Here is a 23,907-nt window from a genome sequence, read left to right as displayed (position 1 = left end):
CGTGGATGCCTGCGGCGGCCTGTGCGGGTGACGTGGGGTTCGCGTTCGCCTAGGGTGCGGGGTGGGTCGGGGGCGCGCCGGGGGGTGTCCGTCCTCGGAACGGCGCGGAATCGGTCGCCCGAGAAGCGGAACGAGTTGACGCGCCAACCGCTGCGGGCGGACACCCCCCGACACACCCCCTCACGTCCGTACGCGCCACACCCACGGAGAGGGCTTGCGCCACCACGGCGACGTCCCCCGACCCGTCCGCGTGCGGCTCGCCTCCGGCGGGGGCTCGCGCGTCGCCTCAGTGATGTACGCCGACTCGTCGGTGCGCGTCCCGCCCGCCGCGGGGGCTCGCGCCGCCTCGGTGACGTACGCCGACTCGTCCGTACAAGGCTTACCCGCTGCGGGAGCCGGGGCCGCCCCAGTGACGTGTGCTCACTCGTCCGTACGCGGCCGACCCGCCGCGGGGCTTACGGCGCCTCGGTGGCGTGCGTCGGGGTCATTCGCCCCTGTCCCGCTCCCCCAGCTGCGGGCAGTCGTGCCGCTGGGGCGGCACGGGTGGGCGCAGCGGTGCCGCGTGGCGCCGGGGTGCTCGGCCCCTGGCCCGCGGCCGCGCCGGTGGTGGCGCTGACGAGGGCCTGGGCGGGCTACGCCGGGACCTTTCGTGGGGTCGGGTTCCGCACCGTGGGGGTCGGTGTGGGGGTTCGCCTCGGGATGGCCAGGGCTGCCGCTCCCGCGAGGGCTACGACCGCGGCGCCCACCGCCAGCGCGGGACGGAGGCCGTCCACGAAGGTCTGTGCGGTTTCGTAGCCGCCCTGCGCCGCGAAGATCGAGGACATCACCGCTATGCCGAGGGCGCCGCCCACCTCGCGGAGGGCGTTGTTCGCTCCGGAGGCCATGCCCTGCTCGGTCGTGCGGACGCTGGACATCACCAGGTGGGACGCGGGGGCGAAGAAGAGTGCCATGCCGATGCCGCTGATGATGAGGCCGGGCAGTTGGGCGGTGTAGGAGACGTCCGTGGTGACGACGTAGCCCAGGTAACCGAGCCCGGCGGCCTGGAGGAACAGCCCCGTCGCGACGACCGGGCGGCCACCGATTCGGTCGGAGAGGACCCCGGCGATCGGCGCGACGAGCATCGGCATCCCGGTCCAGGGCAGCATCCGCAGCCCCGCCTCGGTCGGCGAGTAGCCGAGGACACCCTGCATGTACTGGCTGAGCAGGAAGATCGAGCCGAACATCCCCAGGAACATCAGCATGCTCGCCGCGTTGATGCCGGCGAAGGCGCGGGACCGGAACAGCCGCATCGGGAGCATGGGGTTCGCCGCCCGGGCGCCGTGGAGCACGAAGCCGGTCAGCAGGGCGGTGCCCGCGAAGAGGCCGAGCAGCACCGGGCCGGCCGTCCATCCGTCGGCGGGGCCGCGGACCAGGCCGTACACGATGCCGAAGAGGCCGCCGCTGGCCAGCACGGTGCCGGCGATGTCGAGCGGGGCGCCGGTGCCGTGGGACTCCCGGAGGCGGAGGCGGGCGAGCGGGAGCAGGGCGAGGCCCAGCGGAACGTTCAGCCAGAAGATCCACTGCCAGGAGATGTGCTCGGTGAGGCTGCCGCCGATGAGGGGCCCGGAGGCGACGGCGAGGCCGTTGACGGCACCCCAGACCCCGTACGCCATCCCGCGCCTCGCGGGCGGCACCGCGGCCGTGAGCAGGGTGAGCGTCAGCGGCATCATGATCGCGGCCCCGACGCCCTGGACCGCCCGGGCGGCGATCAGCGAGTCGATGCCGGGGGCCACGGCCGCCGCGGCGGAGGCCCCCGTGAACACCGTGATGCCCACGAGGAAGAGCCGCCGCCGGCCGAACCGGTCCCCCAGGGCCGCACCGAACATCAGCAGCACGGCGAAGGTGAGCGTGTACGCGCTGACTGTCCATTCGAGGTCGTGCAGCTCTCCCCCGAGGTCCTCCCGGATGGAGGGCAGCGCGGTCGTCACCACCAGGTTGTCCAGGGCCGCCATGAATCCGGCGACGCTGGTCACCACGAGCGCCCAGACGGCACCCGCGCGCGTGGGTGAGGTCTTCTCGGTTTCCCTCAGTTCCTTCAGTTCCTTTGGCATCTCTCCCCCAGCGGGATGATTAGTTATTGATCAATAACTTTTGTGGGCGTGAGAGGACGGCCGTGCCGTCCATCTCGTGATCCGCTACTTATCCAGTCGGCCGGTGTCCCGCGCCGACGGGTACATCCCTGCCCAGACCCGGTGTTCGGGCGGGAAGCCCATGGCCATCAGGCAGTTGATGAGCATGCCGTGGGCCAGGAAGTCGGTGGTCCGGCCGGGGTCCGCGCCGAGGGGCAGATGGATCGCGTCCCACAGGCGCGTCCAGCCGGCGCGTACGGCCTCGCCGAACTCGTGGTCGCCGGACTGCTCCGCCGCACCCACGGCGACGTACATCTGCATCTGCATCTGCAGGCGTTCGGGGTGTTCGGCGATGACCTTGCTGTACGCGTTGGCCATGGCGCGCATGGCCTCTTCGCCCTCAAGGCCCTCCGCGGCCTCCGCGAACATGCGGATGGTGTCCTCCACGCACCGCTCCGCGGCCGCGAGGAAGATCGCCTTCTTGCCCGGGAAGAGTCGGAAGAGGTACGGCTGCGACACCCCGACCCGTCGGGCGATGGACTCGGTCGACGTGCCGTGGTAGCCACCGCGGGCGAACTCGCTCGTCGCCGCCCGGATGACGCTCTCGCGCCTCTCCTCCGCGCTCATCCTGACCATGGCCAGAAAGTTAGTACTCAATCACTAACTCGGTCAAGGGCTTCGCAGGGTGTGCGCGGGGGTGCGAGGGAGGTGGGACGCGGGTGTGCGTAAGGGGCGCCTCTCGGTGGAGGGCGCCCCTTACTTCACGTCGTGCCTGTGTGCGGGTCAGGCCAGGCGTACGACCGCGCGGGACATGCCCAGGACCTTCTGGCCGGCGCTCAGCGCGGTGAGGTCTACGCGGACCGTGTTGTCGTCGAGCTTGGCGCCGACCTTGGCGGTGACCTCGATGCTCGCGCCCTGGTCGTCGTTGGGGACGACGACGGGCTTGGTGAAGCGGACGCCGTACTCGACGACCGCGCCGGGGTCGCCGGTCCAGTCGGTGACGACGCGGATCGCCTCGGCCATGGTGAACATGCCGTGCGCGATGACGTCGGGGAGGCCGACCTCCTTGGCGAACTTCTCGTTCCAGTGGATCGGGTTGAAGTCGCCGGAGGCCCCCGCGTACTGGACGAGGGTGGCACGGGTCACGCCGAAGGTCTGGGCGGGCAGTTCGGTGCCGACCTCGACATCGTCGTAGGAGATCTTCGCGGTCATCGGGTCCTCACGCCTCCTCGGCCGCGCGGGCCACGAGCTTGGTCCAGGCGGTGACGACGTGCTCGCCCGCCTCGTCGTGGACCTCGCCGCGGACGTCCAGGATGTCGTTGCCCGCCAGGGACTTGATGCCCTCGATGGTCGAGGTGACGGTGAGCCGGTCACCGGCCCGGACGGGGCGCCGGTACGCGAACTTCTGGTCGCCGTGCACGACGCGGCTGTAGTCGAGCCCCAGCTGGGGGTCCTGGACGACCTGCCGTGCGGCCTTGAACGTGATGGAGAACACGAAGGTCGGCGGGGCGATCACATCGGGGTACCCGAGGGCCTTGGCCGCGTCCGGGTCGGTGTACGCCGGGTTGGCGTCCCCCACGGCCTCCGCGAACTCGCGGATCTTCTCCCGGCCGACCTCGTACGGGTCGGTGGGCGGGTAGGACCGCCCCACGAAGGACTGGTCGAGCGCCATGGGCTCGGCACCTCCTGATTGCTCAGCGGGAACGGCGGCCGTCGGCCGGGGCTCGGCGGTCGGCCGCGGGGCTTGGCTCGTACCGTTCGGCGGTACCGGCCGGTACGGGTCACTCAACGACGCGAGGCCGTCCCCGATCTCTCGGGAACGGCCTCGCGTACGAGCCTGATTTATCGCGTCTCGCGGTGCGCGGTGTGCGCGTTGCAACGCGGGCAGTGCTTCTTCATCTCAAGACGGTCCGGGTTGTTACGCCGGTTCTTCTTGGTGATGTAGTTCCGCTCCTTGCACTCCACGCAGGCCAGCGTGATCTTCGGGCGGACGTCGGTGGCAGCCACGTGAGTGCTCCTTGACGAACGGATGGGACAGGTTTAACGCATAGAAGAGTAGCCGATCGAAGGACCGACCCCACAATCGGCTACTGTCAGTAGCGGTGACCGGACTTGAACCGGTGACACAGCGATTATGAGCCGCTTGCTCTACCGACTGAGCTACACCGCTGTGATGCGATCGGGCCCCGCCTGACGGCGGGAACCTTTCACACCAGAGCCCCAATACGGAATCGAACCGTAGACCTTCTCCTTACCATGGAGACGCTCTGCCGACTGAGCTATTGGGGCGAGCGATGAAGACATTACACGCCCCACGGCCGTTCGCCCAAATCCGTTTCCGGGCCTCGCTTCGCCGGGCTCAGCGGGGATCTTCAGGGAGGTGGGCCGGGGCTCCGCCCGCCTCTGTTCCCCTGCCCCGGGGGCCTCACCCCGCCCCCCCTTCCCCGGCCGCGGTGGAGTTCCTGGTGCCGTACCCGTGTGCTTCCTGTGCCGGGGCGCCATCGCCACGGTCAACATCAGGAACCGCACCGGCCCGGCACATGAACCACGCCGGTACGACTATTGCGCTCCTCCGGGCCGGGGCCGTGCGGCCCGCCTAGGCTCGTCTCACTCTGCGTGATCTTGTGTCCCTCACCTGTGCGCCGTCCCCGCGCCCCCCGTCCACCGTCCCCGTCCGCCTTCGCCGTCATGTGCAGCCGTCGCCGAGCCCCTGGGAGCGCGATGCCCGACAGCCAGCCGCAGCCGTCCCCCTTCTCGTCCGACCCGCCCTCGGGCCCGGACGAACCCGGCACCCTGCTGCTGTGCGGTGCGCGGCTCATGGACGGCCGGGTCGTGGACGTCCGGCTGGGCAGGGGCCGTATCGAGGCGGTCGGCACGGCGGGCAGCCTGGGGACGGGCCGTACGGCCGCGTCCGGTGCCCCCGTCGCGCGCGTGGACCTCGCCGGCCATCTGCTCCTCCCCGCCCCCGCCGAACCGCACGCCCACGGCGACACCGCCCTGTCGGCGGAGATCGAGGGACCGGTCCCGTACGACGGTCAGGACGTCCAGCGGCGGTTCACCGAGGCCGCGTTGTCGCAACTCGGGCACGGGGCCACGGCGTTGCGCTCGCATGTGCACGTGGGGGACGTCCAGGGGCTCGGGGCGCTGGCGGCGGTGTTGCGGGCACGGCGGGCGCTGCGCGGGCTCGTCGAGGTGACGGCGGTGGCGATGCCCCGGCTGCTGACCGGGGTGGCGGGGGCGGAGGGGCTCGCGATGCTCCGGGACGCGGTGAAGATGGGCGCCACCGTGGTGGGGGGCTGCCCCGATGTGGACCCCGATCCGGCCGGGTACGTCGAGGCGGTGCTGGACATCGCCTCCGAGCACGGTTGCCCCGTCGACCTGCACACCGACGCCGACGACCCGGCCCGGCTCGCCCGGCTCGCGGCCATGGCGGGTGGCCTGCGCCCCGGCGTGACCCTCGGCCCGTGCGCGGGCCTCGCACGCCTTCCCGCCCCGGTCGCGTCCCGCGCGGCGGACCAGTTGGCGGCGGCCGGCGTGGGCGTCGTCTCCCTGCCCCAGGGCGGCTGCGGCACGGTGGACGGCGGGGGCACCGCGCCCGTACGGCTGCTGCGGTCGGCCGGGGTACGGGTGGCGGCGGGCAGCGGGGCCCTGCGGGACGTCTCCAACCCCGTGGGGCGCGGTGATCCTCTGGAAGCCGCCTATCTGCTGGCCTCACGGGACGGGTTGCGTGCGGGGGACGCGTACGACGCGGTGAGCGGGGCGGCGCGGGCGGCCCTGGGCCTGCCCGAGGTACGCGTGGAGGCCGGCTTCCCCGCCGAGCTGCTGGCCGTCCGAGGCGAAACGCTCGCCGCCGCGCTCTCCCTGGGGTACACCCGGATCGTCGTGCACCGGGGGTCTGTGGTGGCCCGCACGAGCGCGGTACGGGAGTTCTGCGGGTCCGTGGCGGGGGTGGCGGGGGCGGCGCTGGATCTCCCCCGGCAGGGGCGGGGGAAGCCGTTTCCGGGGGTGTAGGGGGCGAGGAGCGGCTTGGGGGGCGTGGGGGTAGGGATAGGGATTGAGATGAGGATTGGGATGTGGGTCTGCGGGGCCGCCTGCGGCAGGGAAATGAGCGTGGGCACGCGCGCGTGGGTTTTCTCGTGCTCCACGCGTGCGTGCCCGGTGTTTTGAAACGTGCTGTTTCGAACCGTGCTCAATGGGGGACGGGGCCGGTGTTGGTGACCGGCCCCGAAGTCGGCGGCGTGCTAGGGCTGTTCGTGCACATGGGGTGCCTTGGCCGACAGAGCCCTGCCCGTGGCGGCCGAGTCCGACCGAGTCGGACCGAGTCGGACCGAGTCGGTGTCTGACCGTCAGACGGTCGTCAGACGGTCAGACGCCCAGCATTCCGCCGCCCAAAGGGCCGCCGAAGTCGTCGACGGGGATCTCGGAGGCGCCCTGGGGGGCGCTGATGTCGCCGGCCTTGCCGAAGGTGAGGACCAGGGGGGCCTTGGCGCCCTTCGGGTCCTCGGCGAGGACGGCGAGGTCGGTCTCGATCCGGGTCAGGTCACCGTTCTTGAGGGTGAAGTCGACGGCGACCTTCTTGTTCGGCGCGTCCTTGAGGTCCTTGGCGGTGGGCAGTTCGGCGCCCGGCGGGAGGTTGTCCTCGAGCGGCTGGAGCTTGTCGAAGACGCCGGTGAGCAGCTCGCGGAAGTTGGCCTTGGCCGTGATGACCTCGGTGCCGTCCTTGCCGTCCTTGGCCTTGAAGGTGACCTCGCGGGCGATGACTCCCCGCACGGCGTCGAGGATCTTCTTCTGCGTCTTGGCGTCGAGTTCGCCGGAGCCGCCGGAGCCGGAACCGCCCGCCTCCTCACCGGCCTTCTCCAGGTCGCCGGTGTTGATCTTGACCCAGTCGCCCTCGAAGAGCGGCTTCAGGTGCTGCTCGCTCTCGGGGAGTTCGTCGAGGTCGTCGGGCGAGGGGAACGGCATGCCCATCGCGTCGCCCATGGCATCCATGTCGACGCGGTAGTACATGTAGTCGCCGACGAGGCGGTACTCGGTGAAGACCTTCCGGTCGGCCGAGATCTTCATACCGACGCCGACGAGGTCCTTCTCCCCGGAGTCGGCCAGCGGCTTCTTCGACTTGACCGTCACGTCGACGCTGAGCCCGGTGAAGAACTCCACCATCTCCGGCGGCATTTCCTCGCTGTCCTCGCCCATCAGCGCGGTGAGGTCGTCCTGGTCGGCGTCGAGCCGCATGCCGAACGCCAGCGACTTCTGCTCGCCGAGCCGCTCGACGGCGTTGTCCACCTTCTGCCCCGCGCTGAGGTTCTGGACGGTGCCGCAGGCGGCGACCGTGACGAGCACGGCGGCGGCGCAGCCGACCCCGGTGAACGCGCGGCGGAAGACGGGCGCCCCGGCGGCGGACGCGCGCGCCATGGACGTACGTACTGCGGATTTGTGCATGACGGTGATGACGTCCCCCTATGTTTTCGGCGCTCGCCGATACGGCGAACATTGTTGAGACACACGAGGCGCCCGAATGGTTGCGCGGCGAACACAATCGTTCGGGCGTACGGTCGGAGACATGCGCATTGTCATCGCTGGAGGACATGGTCAGATCGCGCTGCGGCTGGAGCGACTGCTCGTCGCGCGCGGGTACGAGGTCGCGGGGCTCATCCGCCGCGCCGAGCACGCCGACGATCTGCGCGCGGCCGGCGCCGAGCCGGTGCACTGCGATCTGGAGTCGGCCACGCTGGAGGAGGTCACCGGGCATCTGCGGGGCGCGGACGCCGCTGTGTTCGCGGCGGGCGCCGGCCCGGGCAGCGGCGCGGCCCGCAAGGACACGGTGGACCGCGGTGCGGCGGTCCTGTTCGCGGACGCGGCGGTACGGGCGGGCGTACGGCGTCACCTGGTGGTGTCGTCGATGGGGGCGGACCCGGACCACGAGGGCGACGACGTCTTCGACGTGTACCTGCGGGCGAAGGGCGAGGCCGACGCGTACGTCCGGGGGCTGGACGCCCTGGACTGGACGATCCTGCGCCCCGGTCAGCTGACGGACGACGCCGGCACCGGTCTCGTACGTCTGGAGGCGTCCACGGGGCGCGGGCCCATCCCCCGCGACGACGTGGCCGCGGTCCTGGCGGAGCTCCTGGAGACGCCGGCCACGGCCGGCCTGGTCCTGGAGACGATCAGTGGTTCGACGCCGGTCTCGGTGGCGGTGAAGTCGGTCGCGGGCAACTGAGGACCGCTGGCTCGGCGAGGCCGGTCAGAAGAGGGGCAGCTGGCCGGGGAACTCCGGGACGGCGTATCCGTCGAGCGTGGGCTGGGCCGCCCCGATCTGGGCCTGCCTGCGCGATCCGGGGCACGACACGAGTTCCCCGCTCGCGCCCGGCGGATCGTGCCGCGCGAACCGTCCGGCCACGACGGCGATCTCACGACGGCACTCGGGGCAGCTCCTGCGGCGCGATGACATGGGGTCAGTGTGCCCGGTGACCGGCGGGCCGAGTCGTAGGGAGAAGATCCCCGACTGGCCCTGCCCGCCTCTGCGTTCGGGACGGCATGCCGTCGTGCGCCCCCGCGCCGGGCGGAACGAGCCCGGGCGGAACGAGCCCGGACGGCCAGGGCAACCGCGCCGGCCTGCCGCGTGAGACACGTCACCTCGCTGTCGCCCCGACGTCCGCCCGCCCAAAGGCGGTCGCACAGCGAAGAGACCCCCTCCGATCCGCTTCTCAACGGATCGGAGGGGGTCTCCCTCCACGTGGCGGCGCCAGGATTCGAACCTGGGTAGGCTAAGCCGACGGATTTACAGTCCGTGCGGCGATCGTGCCGTGACCTCAGCGTTTCACGACTTGAGGGCTAGGTGCCCCACAGATGCCCCGCGCTAGTAGGCAGAGCCGTCATCCCTGCTGGCGCCACTCGCTACGTCCCGAGCAACATCTGATTGAACGTCTCAGGTCGAGGAAAACCCTCCGCGACAGCGCGGAGCAGTCCGACGCGAGCCAAATCTCCCGCGATGCGCCGCCCCTCTTCAATCTCAGAATGCGCCGGATATTTACCGCCATGCACGAGCTTGCTCCGAAGACTGTAAAGACCGGAAAGCTGTTTGAGAATTTCTCGGCGTTCAGTCTTTTTCGACGCCAAATAATGAGCGCCATGCATTCGGAATCGATACCCTAGGTCCCCGTGTCGTGCATTACTGTCGTAAGGCAAAAGAAGCGACTCCAGCGAGACTACAAAGTCGACAACCGCGTCAGCAGAACTGTGGCGCGCAGCCCCTAGATAGAACCTGTGTAGAGCGAAATCATGAGCCGATGCAGGCTCGCCAACATTGTACTTCTGAATCCTGCTGGCCGTCGCTCCTATCTTCTCCAAGGCAACAGGCGTCAAGAGCCGTTTCTCTCGGGATCTTTCCGGAGTCCTTAGCGGGACGCGAGAGGTTCCAACACCCGCCCAGCTCGGATTCAACGCGACTCGCATCTCACGACCGACCAGCGCGTATCCATGCAGATAGAAGGAACAAAGCCAAGCAGCCACCTCCGCCCTGACATCAGGAAATTGCGACGTACGGGGAGTTTTCACGCCGAGCAAGAGGCGAGCGGTCGGAAGCTCAAGGAATGGGTTTCCCATCCCGATTCCCCACGCGTCAAAAATGCCCCCCTGCATCTCCTGCGAGAGCGCGGTGACCCGCATGTTGCCCGTACTCAGACCCTTCTTACGGGAGGGCGAAATCGATATTCCGGACACCGGGATCGCGGCTTCATATGTGAGTCCATCCGACTGCGCAAACTCGATAACATTCGCAGCAAAAGAGTTCGCAGCGCCTTCGGTAACTGCATCAAGGCGTGACAGATCTCTCAGATGGTGACAAAGGGCAGGAAAAAGAAGGTGCCCCAACGTCCAGCGCCCTGGATCTTCTTCATATCCCGGCAACTTCGGAATATCCCCTGACCCGTCATGGGTGAGCATCCAAACAACGTCGGCATCCCAGGGAGCAAAAAACGGAAGAGACACCCCTGGTTCTTTAACCAACTCCTCAGCGCAGAGCAACGCCATTTGAGCGACGGCCGGAGTCAACAAAGGTGCGTAGCGAAACGGAGAGAAGTCAGAATGGGAGAGGATGTTGATTTCCGCACTTCGCGCGAAACTTTGCCACCCGCTCCCATCCCTTTCCCACTGCACGTGAGTTTGACTAACGGGAATCACTAGCGGAATATCAAGGGATCGCAAACGATCCGCCGCAGCAGCGCCCGCCGCCCGAAATAGAGCCTTGAGTTGATTACGGAGAGCATCCTTCGTCACTTCTGCAGCATAACGACCCCTTGCCTCCGTCGGGGATTCTTTTTGCAAGATCCGAGCCACAAGAGCTACGCACGTGCCCCCGGAGGAACAAGTGAAACGCGGCCAAGTGGTGGGGCTGCCCGGTACGCTGGTTCGCACCACTTCAGAACGGAGAGTGCTCTGCGGATGGGGCCGAAGACGACCAAGGTCTATGAGACGCTTCGGGAACGGCTCGCCAAGGGCATGTACCGCCCAGGCGAGAAGTTCCCTTCTGAACGCACCCTGACCGAGGAACTAAGTATCGGACGTACGGCACTCCGGCAGGTGCTCGCCCGTCTGGTGACCGAGGGCGCCCTGGAAGTCCGGGGTCGGAGTTCGTACCGGGTCCCAGGCGCAGTGAGCGTGAAGACACCGGAAGGGCTGGCGCCATGGCGCATCCACGGTGAGCGGGATCTCTACGACAACCGATGGGTAAAGCTTCAGCTCTGGGACGTGGAGCCCCCCGACATGGAACGGTTCGAACACCACGTCGTAAAGCTTCACCACGTTGCCGTGACGGCTGTGGTCGACGATCAGGACCGCGTTCTCATGATGTGGCGGTACCGGTTCGTGCCGGGGCGGTTCGGGTGGGAGTTGCCCGGCGGCATCGTTGACGAGGGCGAAGCGCCGGCGGAAACGGCGATGAGGGAAGTCGTAGAAGAGACGGGATGGCGCCCGAAGCGCGTTGAGCACGTCGTCACGTACCAACCCATGGTCGGCATGGTCGACTCACCGCACGAGATCTTCGTAGCTCACGGCGCCGAAAAGGTCGGAGAGCCGACCGACCTGGAAGAGGCTGGGCACATCGAGTGGGTGCCTCTCGCCGACGTTCCGGGGCTCATGGCACGGGGTGAGCTGTTGGGTTCCGGAACCCTAGTCGCGCTGCTTCACATCCTGGCGACCAGGGGTAGGCAGGGCATCACAGCCGCTCACTGAGAAGGTCGACGCGACGGCGTTGCCGCACCGATCCGGTGCGGCCTGCCAAGAGCCGCGCCTGCCGCAGATGGGTGTTCGCGTCCTCGTACTCGGCACGAGAAAGGTGCGCTTGGGCAAGATCGGTGTGAAGCCCCGCCTTAGCTCGCACAAAGGTGGGGTCCATCACCTCAAGCGCGCTGTAGAGGCTGGTCACGGCTTCGTCGTCTCCGAGTAGAGCCAGAACGTTGCCGCGCCATCGTTCCAGATGAGCGCCGTTCAGGAAGATGCTCAGCATGTCCGGGTCACGGTCCTCAGGGCCCGGAGGGATCACGTCCATGGCCGCTTCCAACGCGCGCTTGCAGTCGTCCACCATGCTGGCGTGCGCGCACACTTCGGCTTCGGCCGCGTGCAACCATGCCCGAAGCCGAGGCGAGCCTGACTGGCCCACGGTGCGCTGAGCGTCGCGTACGAGGTCCACTCCGAGCGCGGGACGTCCGGCATCGCAAAGTACGTATGCCTGCTCAGCCATGGCGTGCGCGAGGTACATCGGGGCTTCGGCGTCGCGCGCGGCATGCTTCGCCAACTCGTAGTGACGCCAAGCCCGTTCGACCGCTCCCGAGTCGATCGCCTGCCACGCAGCGAGGGTGGACGCCCCGGCCAATGCGAGCGCTACGGGGCGGCGCGCGGACGGTAGTACAGCGAAGTTCAGCGCGTCCTCAAGAGCGTTGAGGTGTCCCGTCATTTGGTCGACGAGACTCGCCGCACCCCTCTGCCTGTCCATGGTGCGGAGTAGTTCGGTCTGGCTGTTGAACGCCTCCACCATGGACCTGCTGACGCTTGCGGCCGAATCGATCCGGCTCAACAAGTCGTCGTACCCGTCGGCCGTCGGGATCGTCGACTTCTGGGGTGCGTCCCTCAGCTCGGCGTCGGTCACACCGAGCAGGTTGCGCAGAACCGCCGCGTAGCGGTCCGAGATCGGGCGCCGACCGTTCTCCCATTCCGACACGTACACCCGCAGACTCGCGGTTGAGGCAACGTCGGTGAGGTTCCGTCGGGCGTATTGCTCGATCTCACGGATGAGCCGCTCCTGAGACCAGCCTCGCGCGGTCCGCGCGTTCCGCAGTCCTGATTCTGCGCTCACAAGGCACCCCGTTCAGCGTCAGCCTGATCGCCTCTAACCCATGGTGCCTTACATCGCCGCAGGTCAAAAGGGGTTAACACCAACCCTAACTGGCCGTTCATGAACGTTAGTTGACTGCCGCGACACCCCCTCCCAGAGGTCTCCTTGAGGTGCACCGCGAGGGGCGGTCGCCACTCAATCCGGCGAACCACCTTGACTCTGGTGCGCACCAGATGCACTCTACTGGTGCGCACCAGTTAGCCGGGCTAGACCCGACGCGCGGTGCGAAGGCAACGCCCGGAGGAAAGCCCCCGGCGGGGGTGAGTACGAAGGCAGCGTCCGTTGGTTGAGAACTCAACAGCGTGCATAGAGATCGACGGGGTTCGTCCCCGTCCCCGTGACGGCCGGGTGAGGACCGTCGACGGCCGCTCGCGGTCGTTCTGCTGGCGCCGAGCAGTGCGAATAGGGCGCCCCGACACCTTCGAGGCTCGGGGCCGGACGGCCGTGGCGACGGCTCCGGTGAAGCCCTCGGATTCCCCTTCGTCTCCGACTCGGAGGTCCCCGTGACCCGTCGAAGACCTTCGGGGCCGCCCCGCTGGACCGGCGCGGCGGCATCCCCAACGCGTCACCCGACCACTTCCGCCGCGCGGTGAATGCGGCGGCCGGTTGCCTGCCTCGCCCGTCCGGGCCCGCGTGCTGCGCGGGGCTCGTACGGGCGGGGTCGAGGGGAGCCGGACATCCGACTCCAACGGCGCGCGGCCCCGGTGCGGGAACACCGGGGCCGCTGTTCGGGCCGTTCACCCTGCGAGAGGAACACGACCCAATGAAGCACATCGTGACTGTTCAGGACGCTGTTACGGCGTTCGCCGACTGGCTGGAGCCGACCAGCGCGGAACTGGACGAGATCGACCTGGAGTCCCCCGTCATCCTGGCGGAGGTCGACCTGTTGGACGCGCAGATCAAGGCCATGGACCGCCCCGAGAACGAGGTCGACGCCCGCCGTGTCCGCCGGGCGCGTAACCGGGTGCTGGCCGCGCGGCGGGATGCGGCCAACCGCACCGTCGGCGCGATGCTGCCGGGGGGTGCCGCGTGAGCGCCCCGAACACGAAGCTGACCGCCGCGCACGCCGAGGTGAAGGCGGAGATCACGCGCACGGACACCAAGACGGGGCTGTTGCTCGCGTTCGTCGGTGCGGTGCTCGCCGGCACGTGGACCGTGGCCCGTGACCTGCCCCTGAACCTGCCCGCCTACGTCGCGGGCGGGTTGGGGGTGGCATTGCTGGTCGCGGCGGCCGGTCTGCTGCTGCGGTCGACCCGCCCGAACCTGCGCGGTCGGCACGGGTTCCCGCTGTGGGCGACCCTGACCGCCGAGGAGGTCACCGCCACCGTCAGCAGCGGGGATCTCGCGGCGGACGTCGCCGGGCTGTCCCGGCTCGCGGTGGTGAAGTTCACCGCCCTGCGCCGCGCGGTCGACCTCACCATGACCGGCGGTGCCCTGCTCATCCTCGCGGCCCTGCTCGCGGCGGGGGGTGCGCTGTGAAGACCAGGACCGTACTTCCCGCCGTCGCGATGACGGCGGTGTCCATGGTGCTCACCCTCGCCGTGGTGGTGATGTGGCTCGGTGCCGTCATGCCGTGGCCCGTTGCCCTAGTCGTCGGACTCGGCATCGACGGCGGATGGCTGGCCACCCTCGCCTATGAGCGCCGGTTGGCCGCGCAGGGCGACCACAGCCGTCCGGTGACCGCCGTCGGCTGGACGTTCGGTCTGCTCGCCACGGGCGTCCTGGTCGCGCACGCGCTGACCGCCGACCAGTCGCGCGGCGCGTGGCTGGCCGTGGTGTGGCTGCCGGTCGCGGCCAAAGCTCTGTGGCTGGTCCACGGGTTGTGGGAGCACACCGCGCTGACCCCGGTCGCGTTGGAGGCCATCGCGGGCATCCAGCAGGAAGCCCGCGACGAGGCGGCCGTGGCCCGTGCCCGGCTGCGGGCGGAAGCGGCCACCGAGGAGACCCGGCTGACGGCCGTGACGCAAGCCGGGGCGCGCGTCGCACGCGTCCAGGCCAAGACCGCCGAAACCCTCGCCGGGGCGTGGTCGACGCTGGAGGCGGCGCGGCGCGGTGAGGACACCGGCAGGGCGCTGACCAGCGTGACGACCCGCGTCACGCCCGACGTCACACCCGCGTGGGAACTGCCCGTGTGGGGCCCCATCGAGCCGGTTTCCTCACTCGCGCTGGAGACCGGGCCCGCCCTCACGGACGCTCAGCTTGACGCGCTGGTCGACGAGATCCGTCACAGCGAGACGCCCGCGCTGTCCTACAGGGAGATGTCTGCCCGGTTCCGCGCGGCCGGCCACTCCGCATCCGAGGTCCGTCTTCGGGCCGCGTGGAAGCGGGTTGCCTGATGGTGGCCCGTGCAGCATTCTTCGACCCGGACGGCGACCGCTACGGCATACCGACCTACCCGTGGCGGTGCGCGCCGGGCGGCTACGCCACCCGGCGCGGACTCCTCGCCAAGCCAGTACGGCCGATGACGTCGCGCAAGTGGGGCGCCCTTGCCCTGGCGATGCTCGCCCGCGGTACGTGCCCCGCGTGCCGGATCACTTACAGCTACTGCCTGCCGACCTCGCTCGGCACGTGCGTTGCCTGCGCCTATCCCGAAGAACAGCGCGCCGCTTGATCACGCAAGGGGTAGAAACCCTCCCCCTCCGCAAAGGGGTACGGACTGTACCCCTTACCGCCCGGTAGGGCGCTCACCATCACTTGCGCGGGCCCGGCCGCTCACCTCCTACAGCGACGGACCGGGCCCGCCCCTCCCACCTGATTTCGGAAGGAAGTCTCAGTGAAGCACCCCGACGACGACAACGAACTGTTCAACCGGCTCGAAGCCGAGATGGCCGCCGACTCCGGCCCGGACCCGCGGGCGGATGTGGTCGACCTCGACAAGGCCCGCTCAGCCCGGACGGGGTCGGCCGGCCCGACCACCCGACCCGCCCCCGACCCGTCGGCCGACTCCAACACCGGTCGCGCGGACGCCGAGTCGGCCGACCCGACCGCGCCCGTCATGGTCGACCAGGCCACCCCGACCGCAACCGGCCCCGGCTACCTCGGTCGACTCGCGGGCGCCCGGCGCCGCACGGTCATCCCGGTGTGGCTGAAGTCGGTTGCGGAGCTGCGCACGGCGTCGGCATGGGTGGCTCGCCACTACGCCCACACCGCCGGGTACCACGCGTTGCGTGCCCCGGTCTACGCCGCTCGGCTCGCCCTGCAAGCCCCGACGGGTGCCGCCCGGTTCGTGGGCGGGACCATTCGGTGGGTGACCGACCGCGAGGGCGAGCCGGTGCGCCTGGCCGCCGTTCGCCGCGAGGACGCGGCTGAGTACCTGAAGCTGTCCCGGCAGCGGGATGGACGTGTCCGGCTCCGCACTCTGGTGGCCGTGCTCGGCATGTTCGTCGGTGTCGGCTCCGCGCTGGCTATCTACGTCCTCGCCCCCGGCTGGCTTCAGGTGGTGTCGGTGAGCGCGCTGGTGATGGCGCTCGGGTCGGCCGGGCGGCGCGCGGACGCCCCCGTCATCCACCGGGCGGTGGAACTGCCCAAGGCGGTCAAGCTCACATCTGACATCGTGCTGCGCGCGCTGGGCTCGCTCGGCATTCCCGCGATCAACCAGGCGCAGGGCAAGGGGCGGGACGGGTTCGAGTTCACCGCGCCGATCACCCGAGATGGGCCCGGCTGGCGCGCGGAGGGCAACCTGCCCTACGGCGTGACGGTCACGGACATCATCGAGCGGCGCGAGCGGCTCGCGTCCGGTCTGCGGCGCCCGCTGGGCTGTGTGTGGCCCGAAGCGGTGCCCAACGAGCACACCGGGCGGCTCGTGCTGTGGGTCGGTGACCAGGACATGAACCAGGCCAAGAAGCCCGCATGGCCGCTGGTCAAGACAGGCTTGGTGGACCTGTTCAAGCCGGTCGCCTACGGCACTGACCAGCGCGGACGCTGGGTTGAGGTCACTCTCATGTACATCGCTGGCGTCATCGGCGCCATCCCTCGCATGGGCAAGACGTTCCTTCTGCGGCTGTTGCTGCTCATCGCTGCCCTCGATCCGCGGGCGGAGCTGCACACCTACGACATGAAGGGAACCGGCGACCTCGACCCGGTCGGCAACGCCGTCTCCCACCGCCATGCTGCGGGCGACGACGACGAGGCGATCGGCTACGCACTGGCCGACTTCCGCGCCCTGCGCGAGGAACTGCGGCGCCGTACCAAGGTGATCCGCTCGCTTCCCCGCGACATCTGCCCGGAGTCGAAGGTGACCAGCCCGCTCGCAGACAAGCGCTCCCTTGGGCTGCACCCGATCGTGGTCGGGGTGGATGAGTGCCAGGTGCTGTTCGAGCACCCCGAGCACGGCAAGGAGTTCGAGGAGATCGCCACCGACCTGGTCAAGCGCGGCCCGGCCACCGGGATCGTGCTGTTGCTGGCCACCCAGCGCCCCGACGCCAAGTCGCTGCCCACCGGCATCAGCGCGAACGCTGGCGCCCGGTGGTGCCTGAAGGTGATGGGGCAGACCGAGAACGACATGGTGCTCGGCACCTCGGCCTACAAGCGCGGCGTGCGGGCGACCATGTTCGCCTGGGGAGACAAGGGCATCCACTACTTCGTGGGCGAGGGAGCCGACGCGCGGATCGTCGCATCTGTGTACGTCGACGCCCCCGCGGCCGACGCCATCGCCGCCCGTGCCCGCACGGCCCGCGAGAAGGCTGGACTGCTGTCCGGTCACGCGCTCGGGGAGGCACCCGAGACGGTTACCGGGCCCGCCTACGACCTGCTCGCCGACATCCTCGCCGTCGTCCCCGCCAAGGAGACCAAGGCATGGTCCGAAACGGTCGTGGCCCGGCTCGCAGAGCTGCGCCCCGAGGTCTACGACGGATGGGAGCCCGACGCCCTCGCCGCCGCGCTCAAGCCGCACGGCATCGCCACCATCCAGGTCGGCCGCCGGCTGAAGGGCAAGGTCGTCAACCGGCGTGGCATCGACCGCTCCCACATCACCGCCGCGATTGCGGAGCGTGACGGAAAGCGGGACGCGAGCTGACCGTCCGGGGCCGCTAACGATAGCGCCACACCCCGCTAACGTTAGCGGCCCCGCTAGCGCCCCAAACCAGCTCTGATCAGGCCGCTAGCGGATAGCGGCCCACCTGCGGAAACCCCTGGAATCCCGCCTGGAAGGGCCTTTCATGACCCTCGTCTTCCTTGCTATCGCCTGCCTACTCACCGTCACGCTTGGTTACGCCGGGCTGTGCGCGGCCTCGCCGTTCGGTGACTGCCGCAAGTGCTCTGGCATGGGGCACGCCCTGAAGACCGACCGCAAGGGACGCACGAAACGCGGCAAGGACTGTCGCCGCTGCAAGGCCACCGGCAAGCGCATACGCGTCGGCCGCTGGCTCTACAACCGCTGGGCCCGCATCTACCGCGCCGGAACCGACACCCCCCGCCCGGAAGGAATCCGATGATCTTCGACATCTCCGCCGTGCTGCTGTTCGGGGCCGCCTCGGCCCTCGCCGTCAAGACCAAGTCCGCCGGGGGCGGCGCCGCCATCGTGCTGTTCCTGTTCGGGTTCTTCGCCGCCGGAACCGGCGCGTACGAGCCCATCCGCGACCTGGTGCAGGCGTTCGCCAGCGCCACCACCGAACTCGGCAACTGACCGGAGGCTATGACCGTGAACGAAGCCACTCGCCTTCCGGCCGTGTACGACACGGCGGCCACGGACATCCACCACCCCACCCCGGTTACGCCCGCGCACATGGCGCCGCTCATGCCCGTTCGGCCCGGCGGCATACCGGCGGTGGCGAGCGTCGTCCTGCCCGACGGCCGTGTCGTCACCGGCTACGCCATCGAGCCCGCCAAACCCGAACCGGCCGCGGCCAAGCAGGCCGTTTCCCGCGCGGCTGTGAACGTCGCGCTCGGGGGCGTGGGGTTCGCCGCCGTCTGCGGCGGACTGCTCATGCTCACCACGTTCATCACCGCGCTGACCGCGTTCGTCACCCAGCTCATCACCCTCGCCGCCGTGCTGTTCGGCGGATACGTCGCCGTCCAGGTCTTCAAGCCCAGCGAGGCCAAGAGCGGCAACACCTTCCACATCCGCAAAGCGATCTTCAAGCGCAACCACTTCAACGGCTGACAGGGAGCCCTCACGTGTTCAAGATCCGCGTCATCTGCGACCCCGCCGACACCGACCGCATCACCACCACGCTCACCACCGCGTTCACGACCGGCGACGTGCGCCGGTACCCGACCCGCGACGGCAAGCGCACCCGCCTCTACCTCACCGCCGACCACCGCCCCACCCCCGAGAACTGGCCCACCCCCGAGCAGGCATACGCGGGCGCCCCCAGCATCAACAGCGAGATCGGCTGGACCGCCCGCTTCCTCGCCAACGCCGAGTGCTACACCGATCTCGGCCGGGAGTTCTACCTGCGCAAGGCCGCCCTGCTCGACCGCATCGCCCTGCTCGACGAACCCGCCGCCACGGGCAACGCCACCACGACCGCCGAAGCCGCGGCCGCGTTCCTGCTCGACATGGACCAACCCGGCGTCATCTGCGACCCGCGCGCCTACGTCCGCCAGCAGTACGCCCACACCCTCACCGACCACCAGTAGCTACGCCAAGGGCGGCCCCCCATTCCGCCAAGAACCGGGGCCGCCCTTGCCAACCAGCACCCTTCAAGGAACTGGAGACATCCAGCATGACCCAACTCGCCCCGCTTCGGCGAGCACTGGAGCTCGCCGCCCGCGGCCTGCCCGTGCTGCCCTTACGCCGCGGCAAGGTCCCGTTCGGCAACTGCCCCTACTGTGCCGACAACGCGTGCGGCGGTCGGCCGAACATGAAGACCCCCGGCCCCTGCACCTGTCTGGCGCCCTGCCACGCGTGGGCCGCCGCTACCACCGACCCCCGCGTCCTCACCTCACCCGCATGGGCCCGAGCGTGGCGGACGGCGGTGTCTGTTGCTTACCACCCTGGTGGCGCCGGGGTGACTGTCGTCGACCTCGACAACGCCGACGCCCTCGCATGGGCCCGCGACAACCTGCCCGCCACCCGCACCGTGCCCACCACACGGGGCGAGCACTGGATCTACCGGGGCGCCATGCCGTCCGCGAACGCCGTCCGCCCCGGTGTCGACGTCAAGTCGCTCTCGCAGTACGCCCGGTGGCTCGGCCCCGGCACCGGCCACATGGCGGCCCTGCCGGCGGCCGTGCGCGCGCTGGTCGTGAAGGAAGACACCACCCCCGCCGGGCGCGGGGTGGCTTCTTCCCTCCCGGCGCGCGCCCGGTGGGACCGGACGGTTGCCACCGGATGCCGCCACACCGAGCGCTACGTCCGCACCGGCCTGGACCGCGGCCTCGCCCTCGTACGGGCCCGCACCGAATCCGGCGCAGGCTCGCAGGCGTTCGGTGTGGCCCGGTTCCTCGTCGCGCAGCACACGGCGTGCCCCGGCCCGTGTGGACTGGACGCCATCGGCGAGGAGATCACGGCCGCTGCCGTCTCCGTCGGCGTCCCCGAGCCCTACGCCCGCCGCGCAGTCACCAACGGCCTCCAGACGACCGAGGGACGTGCGGCATGACCAAACCATCCCGAAACCCTGTAAACGACCCTCAGGGCGCCGTACAGGGTGCTCCACAGCCGCCCGTGGGCGAGCCGAAGGGCGCCGCCCGCAAGGGCGTCCTTTCTGCCCTTGGTTCTGACTCGCAGACGACCACCGTCACCGGCATCGCCCCAGGGCTCCAAGTCCGGTGCGACGGCGTGCCGGTCGCGGACTGGCTCTGCGTCTGCGGGCAGCACGAACGGGCCCGTGGCCGCGGGGCCGTCGCCCGGTTGACCGATCGCGTCATCGTCGGCATCTGCCCCCACACCACCGCCGCCGAAGGGAGGACGGCAGCATGATGGACACCCGCACCACCCAGGGCGAGCAACTACCCCCGCCGTCCAACCCCCTCGCGGTCGCCCGCCGTCTCCTGCCCGACTGGCAGACCGAGGACGGACAACTCGTGTGCCGACGCTGGCGCGCGTCCTGGATGCGGTGGAACGGAACCTGCTGGCGCGAGATGGACGAAGCGCAGGTCCGGGCCGCCATGTACAAGCGCCTGGAGCACGCCGTCTACCTGGCACCGGTCAAGGACGGCGAGACCGAGGAACGCGACTGGGCGCCCACGAAGCAGAAGATCAGCAACCTGCTCGATGCCCTGGGCTCGATCATCCTCCTGCCCACCGACACCGACGCCCCCGCCTGGATCGACGACGAGGGCGCCACCGGACAGGACCACGGCCCCATCGTCGCGTGCCAGAACGGGCTGCTGCGCATCCAGGATCGGGCACTCCTGCCGCACACCCCGGAGTTCTTCAACATCGTCTCCGTGCCGTTCGACTACGACCCCACCGCGACCGCCCCGACCTGGGAACGCTTCCTCTCGCAGGTCTGGCCCGACGACCCCGACTCCATCACCGCCCTTCAGGAATGGTTCGGCTACGTCGTCTCCGGCCGCACCGACCAGCAGAAGATCCTTCTCATCGTGGGCCCGTCCCGCTCGGGCAAGGGCACCATCGCCCGCGTGCTGAAATCGCTGGTCGGCAAGGAAAACCTCGCCGGGCCCACCCTCGCCGGTCTCGGCACGAACTTCGGACTCGGCACCCTGATCGGCAAACCGCTCGCGGTCATCTCCGACGCCCGCCTGTCCGGCAACGACAACAGCCAAGTCGTCGAACGGCTGCTGACGATCTCCGGTGAGGACACCATCGACGTCGACCGCAAATACCGCGAGCCTTGGACCGGCAAGCTGCCCTCACGGCTGGTGATCCTGTCCAACGAGCTGCCGCACTTCGGCGACTCCTCCGGCGTCATCGCCAACCGGTTCATCCTCCTCAGCACCCGCCTGTCATGGCTGGGCAAGGAAGACACCACCCTCACCGACCGGCTCACCGCCGAGATGCCCGGCATCCTCAACTGGGCCCTGGAAGGGCTCGCCCGCCTGCAACGCACCGGCCGGATCACCGAACCGGCATCCAGCCGCGAGGCCATCACCACCATGCGCGACACCGCCTCGCCCACGAGCGCGTTCGTCCGCGAACGCTGCACCACCGGACCTGCCTGCACCGTGCCCGTGGATGCGCTGTGGAACGTCTGGCGCGAGTGGGCCGAGGACAACGGCGTGCGCCCCGGCACGAAGCAGGTCTTCGGCCGCAACCTGCTCTCCGTCGTCCCCCAACTCAACCGCACCCGGCCCCGCGACGCGTACGGCCGGCAGGTGGCCACGTACACCGGGATCACGCTGAACGTGTCCGAACCACATTTGCCTGAGTCGTGACTCATCGCGACTCAGGCCCTCACCAACCTGCTCTGAGTCGCGATGAGTCGCGACTCAGAGCAATGTCACTCCAACTCCCCCACCACCCTGGAGGAACCGAAACCGTGGCCGCCGCCCGGAAGCTCAAGCTCCGTGAAGTCCTGGAAGAGATCGGCGTCAGCCGCGCGTCCTTCTACCGCATGAGGGCTCGTGGTCAGGCGCCGCGCATCACCTACCTCCCCAACGGCCAGATCAGGATCAGCCGCAGCGACCTGGACGAGTGGTGGAGCAACCTCGAACGCCCTGCCTACTGATCGACCGCCCCTGACAACCGCTCGACCACGGGCCCGCCTCACGGCGGGCCCGTTCTCATGGAAGGACCCATGTGGGCACCACGTACGACGTTCGAATCTGGGCCGTCCGTCAGCGCAAGGACCGGGGCCAGTCCTCAGCCGAACTGCGCTGGAAAGTGGGCGACACCCCGCACTCGCAGACGTTCGCCACCAAGACCCTCGCCGACAGTCGGCGCGCGGAACTCCTGACCGCCGTCAACGGCGGTGAGCCCTTCGACGAGGCGACCGGCGTGCCGGTCAAGGAGATCCGACAGCGCAACGACGTGACGTGCTACCAGCACGCACGCGACTACATCGAGATGAAGTGGCCGACGGCGCCCGCGAAGACCCGCACAGGTCTCGCCGACACCATGGCAACGGCCATGCCGGTACTCGTGACCAGCCGTCGCGGCATGCCCGACCCGCGGGTACTGCGCCAGGCCCTCTACAGCTGGGCGTTCAACTTCAACCGCTGGACCGAGGACCCGCCGGCCGAAGTCGCGCGCGTCCTCGCGTGGGTGGAGCGCAACGCGATGCCCGTCAGCGCCCTGGACGACCCCCTCGTGATGCGCAAGGTGCTGACCGCCTTCACACAGCGCCTTGACGGCAAGAAGGCCGCCGCCTCGACCGTGAAGCGCAAGCGCGCCGTCTTCCACAACGCGCTGGGGTTCGCGGTCGAGGCCCGGCGCCTGCCCCACAACCCACTCACCCAGGTTCAGTGAATGATCCCACCGACCACCGACGGGATCGACCCCGGCTGTGTGGTCAACCCTCGCCAAGCGCGCACGCTGCTGGACGCGGTCGCCACGCAGGGCTCCCGTGGTGAGCACCTCAAGGCGTTCTTCGGTTGCCTCTACCACGCGGCCCTGCGCCCGGCTGAGGCCGTCTGGCTGCGCCATGAGAACTGCGAGTTGCCCGCGTCCGGGTGGGGCACGTTGCACCTGGACGGTTCCCGTCCCCGCGTCGGTCGCGGCTGGACCGACTCCGGCGACCCGCACGACACGCGAGGGCTGAAGTGGCGCCCCGAGCGGGAGATCCGGCACGTCCCCATCCCGCCGCACTTCACCGCCATGCTCCGCGAGCACATCCAGGCCCACGGCATCGCACCCGACGGTCGGCTGTTCCGCACCGCCCGCGGGGGACTCGTGCAGGAGAGCGGCTACGGCGAGGTGTGGGCCCGCGCGCGCAGGAAGGCGCTCACGCCGCAGCAGCACGCCTCTCCGCTCGCCGCACGCCCATATGATCTTCGTCACGCGTGCGTGTCCCTTTGGCTGAACTCCGGGGTCGACCCGGTGGAGGTCGCACGGCGCGCCGGCCACTCGGTGGCTGTCCTGCTGAAGGTCTATGCGAAGTGCCTCGACGGAGCTACGGCCATGGCGAACGCCCGAATTGACGCGGCGCTGGAGCATTGGGCGTGACGACGTGCCCCACAGATGCCCCACACGCACTGGTCAACAGGCGAATCAGGGTGAGGCAAGGTGGGGCAAAGCCCTAGAAATCGCCCCACGGTCAGCCTGAATACCAGAAGGGCCCGCGATCAGCTTTTCAGCTGGTCACGGGCCCTTTCGGTCCTGTGGCGGCGCCAGGATTCGAACCTGGGTAGGCTAAGCCGACGGATTTACAGTCCGCTCCCATTGGCCACTCGGGCACACCGCCTGGGATTTGCCACCCTTCGAACCGCTTTTCAGCGGTGCTCCGTGGCGACGACGTAAACGATACCTGATGCGTGGGGGTGCTTCGCCACCTGATTGATCAGTACTCGGAGGGGGCTGGGTGGCTAGGCTTGTCCGGATGCGGCGCGGGACCTGACACCGGGCTCGGC

General features: G+C 69.4%; 24 protein-coding genes, 4 tRNA genes and 1 pseudogene. 16 read left to right on the top strand and 13 right to left on the bottom strand.

Annotated features, from left to right (window positions below):
• Nucleotides 1-632: 632 nt before the first annotated feature.
• From ACZ4Z3_RS08230 to ACZ4Z3_RS08200, 7 genes are all read right to left on the bottom strand, one after another.
• The gene (locus ACZ4Z3_RS08230; RefSeq protein WP_468500265.1) at nt 633-2,090 is read right to left on the bottom strand and encodes an MFS transporter; all 1,458 of its coding nucleotides are present in this window, start codon (nt 2,088-2,090) and stop codon (nt 633-635) included.
• Between the two features lie 84 nt (nt 2,091-2,174).
• Nucleotides 2,175-2,744, bottom strand: coding sequence for a TetR/AcrR family transcriptional regulator (locus ACZ4Z3_RS08225; RefSeq protein WP_468500264.1), 570 nt, complete (start codon nt 2,742-2,744; stop codon nt 2,175-2,177).
• Between the two features lie 147 nt (nt 2,745-2,891).
• Nucleotides 2,892-3,320: a MaoC family dehydratase gene (locus ACZ4Z3_RS08220; protein ID WP_468500263.1), complete on the bottom strand. Its 429-nt coding sequence runs from the start codon at nt 3,318-3,320 to the stop codon at nt 2,892-2,894.
• A 7-nt stretch (nt 3,321-3,327) separates the two neighbouring features.
• A complete protein-coding gene (locus ACZ4Z3_RS08215; RefSeq protein WP_055542592.1) occupies nt 3,328-3,780 on the bottom strand; it encodes a MaoC family dehydratase N-terminal domain-containing protein in 453 nt (150 codons plus the stop codon).
• Between the two features lie 170 nt (nt 3,781-3,950).
• Nucleotides 3,951-4,115, bottom strand: a complete 165-nt coding sequence (gene rpmG, locus ACZ4Z3_RS08210; protein ID WP_003948671.1) for a 50S ribosomal protein L33 — start codon at nt 4,113-4,115, stop codon at nt 3,951-3,953.
• Between the two features lie 90 nt (nt 4,116-4,205).
• A tRNA-Met gene (locus ACZ4Z3_RS08205) sits at nt 4,206-4,278 on the bottom strand.
• Between the two features lie 46 nt (nt 4,279-4,324).
• Nucleotides 4,325-4,397: transfer RNA gene (locus ACZ4Z3_RS08200), tRNA-Thr, on the bottom strand.
• A 432-nt stretch (nt 4,398-4,829) separates the two neighbouring features.
• Between ACZ4Z3_RS08200 and ACZ4Z3_RS08195 the strand changes: the two genes are divergently transcribed.
• Nucleotides 4,830-6,119, top strand: a complete 1,290-nt coding sequence (locus tag ACZ4Z3_RS08195; RefSeq protein ID WP_468500262.1) for an amidohydrolase family protein — start codon at nt 4,830-4,832, stop codon at nt 6,117-6,119.
• A 354-nt stretch (nt 6,120-6,473) separates the two neighbouring features.
• Here the strand turns inward: ACZ4Z3_RS08195 and ACZ4Z3_RS08190 are convergent, their stop codons facing one another.
• Entirely contained in the window at nt 6,474-7,547 is a 1,074-nt protein-coding gene (locus tag ACZ4Z3_RS08190; protein WP_468500261.1) for a hypothetical protein, read from the bottom strand.
• A 121-nt stretch (nt 7,548-7,668) separates the two neighbouring features.
• Here ACZ4Z3_RS08190 and ACZ4Z3_RS08185 point away from each other — a divergent pair, with 121 nt between their 5' ends.
• On the top strand, nt 7,669-8,325 hold the full coding sequence (locus ACZ4Z3_RS08185; RefSeq protein WP_468500260.1) for an SDR family oxidoreductase: 657 nt from the start codon (nt 7,669-7,671) through the stop codon (nt 8,323-8,325).
• Nucleotides 8,326-8,349: 24 nt separating this feature from the next.
• Here the strand turns inward: ACZ4Z3_RS08185 and ACZ4Z3_RS08180 are convergent, their stop codons facing one another.
• The 3 genes from ACZ4Z3_RS08180 to ACZ4Z3_RS08170 form a co-directional block, all read right to left on the bottom strand.
• Nucleotides 8,350-8,556 (bottom strand): hypothetical protein, encoded by a 207-nt coding sequence (locus ACZ4Z3_RS08180; protein WP_390948181.1) that lies wholly within the window; start codon nt 8,554-8,556, stop codon nt 8,350-8,352.
• A 286-nt stretch (nt 8,557-8,842) separates the two neighbouring features.
• Nucleotides 8,843-8,916, bottom strand: a tRNA-Tyr gene (locus tag ACZ4Z3_RS08175).
• Between the two features lie 86 nt (nt 8,917-9,002).
• Nucleotides 9,003-10,382: a hypothetical protein gene (locus ACZ4Z3_RS08170; RefSeq protein WP_468500259.1), complete on the bottom strand. Its 1,380-nt coding sequence runs from the start codon at nt 10,380-10,382 to the stop codon at nt 9,003-9,005.
• Nucleotides 10,383-10,547: 165 nt separating this feature from the next.
• Between ACZ4Z3_RS08170 and ACZ4Z3_RS08165 the strand changes: the two genes are divergently transcribed.
• The gene (locus tag ACZ4Z3_RS08165) at nt 10,548-11,336 is read left to right on the top strand and encodes an NUDIX domain-containing protein (RefSeq protein ID WP_468500258.1); all 789 of its coding nucleotides are present in this window, start codon (nt 10,548-10,550) and stop codon (nt 11,334-11,336) included.
• Here the strand turns inward: ACZ4Z3_RS08165 and ACZ4Z3_RS08160 are convergent.
• Nucleotides 11,320-12,327, bottom strand: a complete 1,008-nt coding sequence (locus ACZ4Z3_RS08160; RefSeq protein ID WP_468500808.1) for an XRE family transcriptional regulator — start codon at nt 12,325-12,327, stop codon at nt 11,320-11,322. The two genes, ACZ4Z3_RS08165 and ACZ4Z3_RS08160, sit on opposite strands and share 17 nt — an antisense overlap.
• A 931-nt stretch (nt 12,328-13,258) precedes the next feature.
• On the opposite strand from ACZ4Z3_RS08160, the gene ACZ4Z3_RS08155 reads away from it, so the two are divergent.
• The 13 genes and pseudogenes from ACZ4Z3_RS08155 (at nt 13,259) to ACZ4Z3_RS08095 (ending at nt 23,503) form a co-directional block, all read left to right on the top strand.
• Nucleotides 13,259-13,528, top strand: coding sequence for a DUF6284 family protein (locus ACZ4Z3_RS08155; protein WP_468500257.1), 270 nt, complete (start codon nt 13,259-13,261; stop codon nt 13,526-13,528).
• A complete protein-coding gene (locus ACZ4Z3_RS08150) occupies nt 13,525-13,974 on the top strand; it encodes a Pycsar system effector family protein (RefSeq protein ID WP_468500256.1) in 450 nt (149 codons plus the stop codon). Before ACZ4Z3_RS08155 ends, ACZ4Z3_RS08150 begins: the two co-directional genes overlap by 4 nt.
• The gene (locus ACZ4Z3_RS08145) at nt 13,971-14,831 is read left to right on the top strand and encodes a protein spdB (protein ID WP_468500255.1); all 861 of its coding nucleotides are present in this window, start codon (nt 13,971-13,973) and stop codon (nt 14,829-14,831) included. The genes ACZ4Z3_RS08150 and ACZ4Z3_RS08145 overlap by 4 nt, the downstream gene beginning before the upstream one ends.
• Nucleotides 14,831-15,106 (top strand): RRQRL motif-containing zinc-binding protein, encoded by a 276-nt coding sequence (locus tag ACZ4Z3_RS08140; protein ID WP_468500254.1) that lies wholly within the window; start codon nt 14,831-14,833, stop codon nt 15,104-15,106. Before ACZ4Z3_RS08145 ends, ACZ4Z3_RS08140 begins: the two co-directional genes overlap by 1 nt.
• Before the next feature lie 162 nt (nt 15,107-15,268).
• Nucleotides 15,269-17,509 carry a cell division protein FtsK gene (locus ACZ4Z3_RS08135; RefSeq protein ID WP_468500253.1) on the top strand — a complete coding sequence of 747 codons (2,241 nt, stop codon included), beginning with the start codon at nt 15,269-15,271 and terminating at the stop codon, nt 17,507-17,509.
• A gap of 142 nt (nt 17,510-17,651) precedes the next feature.
• The gene (locus ACZ4Z3_RS08130; RefSeq protein ID WP_468500252.1) at nt 17,652-17,927 is read left to right on the top strand and encodes a hypothetical protein; all 276 of its coding nucleotides are present in this window, start codon (nt 17,652-17,654) and stop codon (nt 17,925-17,927) included.
• Entirely contained in the window at nt 17,924-18,118 is a 195-nt protein-coding gene (locus ACZ4Z3_RS08125) for a hypothetical protein (RefSeq protein WP_468500251.1), read from the top strand. Before ACZ4Z3_RS08130 ends, ACZ4Z3_RS08125 begins: the two co-directional genes overlap by 4 nt.
• Before the next feature lie 15 nt (nt 18,119-18,133).
• Complete coding sequence (locus ACZ4Z3_RS08120) at nt 18,134-18,595, top strand: hypothetical protein (RefSeq protein ID WP_468500250.1); 462 nt, start codon at nt 18,134-18,136, stop codon at nt 18,593-18,595.
• A 14-nt stretch (nt 18,596-18,609) separates the two neighbouring features.
• Nucleotides 18,610-19,074, top strand: coding sequence for a hypothetical protein (locus ACZ4Z3_RS08115; RefSeq protein ID WP_468500249.1), 465 nt, complete (start codon nt 18,610-18,612; stop codon nt 19,072-19,074).
• Nucleotides 19,075-19,160: 86 nt separating this feature from the next.
• A complete protein-coding gene (locus ACZ4Z3_RS08110) occupies nt 19,161-20,036 on the top strand; it encodes a bifunctional DNA primase/polymerase (protein ID WP_468500248.1) in 876 nt (291 codons plus the stop codon).
• A 316-nt stretch (nt 20,037-20,352) separates the two neighbouring features.
• On the top strand, nt 20,353-21,774 hold the full coding sequence (locus tag ACZ4Z3_RS08105; protein WP_468500247.1) for a DNA primase family protein: 1,422 nt from the start codon (nt 20,353-20,355) through the stop codon (nt 21,772-21,774).
• A 104-nt stretch (nt 21,775-21,878) separates the two neighbouring features.
• Nucleotides 21,879-22,067, top strand: a complete 189-nt coding sequence (locus ACZ4Z3_RS08100) for a helix-turn-helix transcriptional regulator (protein WP_468500246.1) — start codon at nt 21,879-21,881, stop codon at nt 22,065-22,067.
• Nucleotides 22,068-22,138: 71 nt separating this feature from the next.
• A pseudogene (locus ACZ4Z3_RS08095) lies at nt 22,139-23,503 on the top strand (tyrosine-type recombinase/integrase).
• A 156-nt stretch (nt 23,504-23,659) separates the two neighbouring features.
• Here the strand turns inward: ACZ4Z3_RS08095 and ACZ4Z3_RS08090 are convergent.
• Nucleotides 23,660-23,741: transfer RNA gene (locus tag ACZ4Z3_RS08090), tRNA-Tyr, on the bottom strand.
• Between the last annotated feature and the right edge of the window lie 166 nt (nt 23,742-23,907).

Source organism: Streptomyces sp. NPDC030296, assembly GCF_055572815.1.
The sequence above is the reverse complement of the archived record's forward strand: the minus strand, read 5'-3'. Positions and strand labels throughout refer to the sequence as shown.